The sequence below is a fragment of the Nostoc sp. genome, assembly GCF_035638895.1.
Taxonomy (GTDB): domain Bacteria; phylum Cyanobacteriota; class Cyanobacteriia; order Cyanobacteriales; family Nostocaceae; genus Nostoc.
In genome coordinates, this window is the sequence record NZ_DASQZC010000458.1 from 1 (window position 1) to 1,764 (window position 1,764).

The window sequence follows — 1,764 nt, forward strand, 5'->3', positions numbered from 1 at the left end:
TGCGCGTTCGTCGGCATCGCGCCGTTCTGCTAAACGCGATCGCTAATCTTTTTTAGCTGTTCAATAAATTGATTTTTCACGGGTTCTGGAAAACCTCATTTCTATTTCTCTTCCCTACAAGATTATGGTGTACATGCAAGTCTTTTCGTGAGAAACAAGATCCCCGACTTCTCAAAGAAGTCGGGGATCTTGGGCTTGCAATTCTCACAAATCAAATAGGATTGCTATATATTTAGGTCTAACGCTCTTCCATCACTCTCATGAGAGTGATGGAAGAGCGTTAATCAAGAGTTAGGCTATAACAACTCGGTGATGGAAAATAACCGTTGTCGGTCTATTTGTTGCAGCTTGATTTTTTCGGCGTAGAAAGCCTGATAATAAGATTGATAACGCTCTGGTTCAGCTTCTGGATCAGTTTGTTGCCATAGTTCCAAAAAGTGGCGATAGCGTTTTTCAAGCATCACTAAATCCATGCAAGCGATCGCAGCTTGAACCACTTGCGGAGTCCGAAGTATTTCTTTTTGGTTTTTTTCATCCACATGAAACAAATGGGAAATTAACCCCATCTCGCTACCAAATTCTAAGAAGTGGTCTTGCAAACGGGAAATTAAATCTGGTGGAGACGCAAAATTTTTCGTCTCTCCATCAATGGATGAAATTTGTAATATCTGTTGCCATAAAAATCGGTGGTGGGAAAGGCTAAATTGCAAATCTCGCTCCTCTAGTCCGTCAATAATCACTTGACGCTGTTCGGGGCAATGCAAGTAAATTCGCAATAATAGGGCTTCTGCGTGTTCTAAAAGGCTCCGTTCTGTAGGGAGTGGGGAGTGGGGAGTGGGGAGTGGGGATTTGTTATTTCCCCATGCTTTTCTGGCTGACACAGGCTTAGAGTATGTAGCCGGAGCAGGAGCAATTTGAGTTAGCAGATTTTCGACTCGTAGAGGTATAAGTCTGGTATCTCCTAAGCTGAGTATTTCTGCACAGTAGGAAACGTAATAGTTGCGTGTATCGCTGTTAGCTATATTTTTAAGTAATTTGACTAATTGCTGAGTTACTTGCTGAAAATCAGTAGCCTGTTTCAAATCACGGTCTTGAATAATTTGCTGAATCTGCCAGTCTAACCAAAGTGGCGCATTTTTTAGCAGTTCTCCATAATCTTCTGGGGTGTGGCTATGCAAGTATTCATCAGCATCTTTACCATCGGGTAAGTTGAGAATCTTTAGCTGAACTTCCCCTTTGTATGCTAATTCAGCAATTTCACCAATCGCCCGTTCTGTGGCATTGGTTCCGGCTTTATCAGCATCAAAGTTGAGTACTAATTGTTTCGACTCGGTGTAGCGTAATATTAACCGGACTTGTTCTAAGCTTAAGGCAGTACCGAGAGAGGCGACGGCATTATTAATACCAGCAGCATGGAGAGCGATCGCATCAAAATATCCCTCTACCACCACCGCTTGATCGACTTGAGAAATCCCACCTTTGGCTTGATCGAGGGCAAATAATGTTTTACCTTTACTAAAAAGTTCGGTTTCTGGTGAATTCAGATATTTGGGTTGTTCATCTGTCAAGGTTCTACCACCAAAGGCAATGACGCGCCCTTGAACATCACGGATGGGAATCATCAAGCGATCGCGGAATACATCATAATAACCGCCTCCTTCCCGCCGTGGCTTAATCAGTCCTGCTTTTTCTAGTATTTGTACTGGGTAATGTTTATCTTCCACTAGATAACGGTAGAGAGTTTCCCAACCTGCGGGGGCATAA

Annotated in this window: 1 protein-coding gene; it reads right to left on the bottom strand. The window is 43.0% G+C overall.

All coding sequences use genetic code 11. The features are described 5' to 3' along the window. Positions 1-296: 296 nt before the first annotated feature. The coding region (locus tag VE944_RS23065) for a DNA primase (RefSeq protein ID WP_324982440.1) at positions 297-1,764 on the bottom strand (1,468 nt) is incomplete at its 5' end.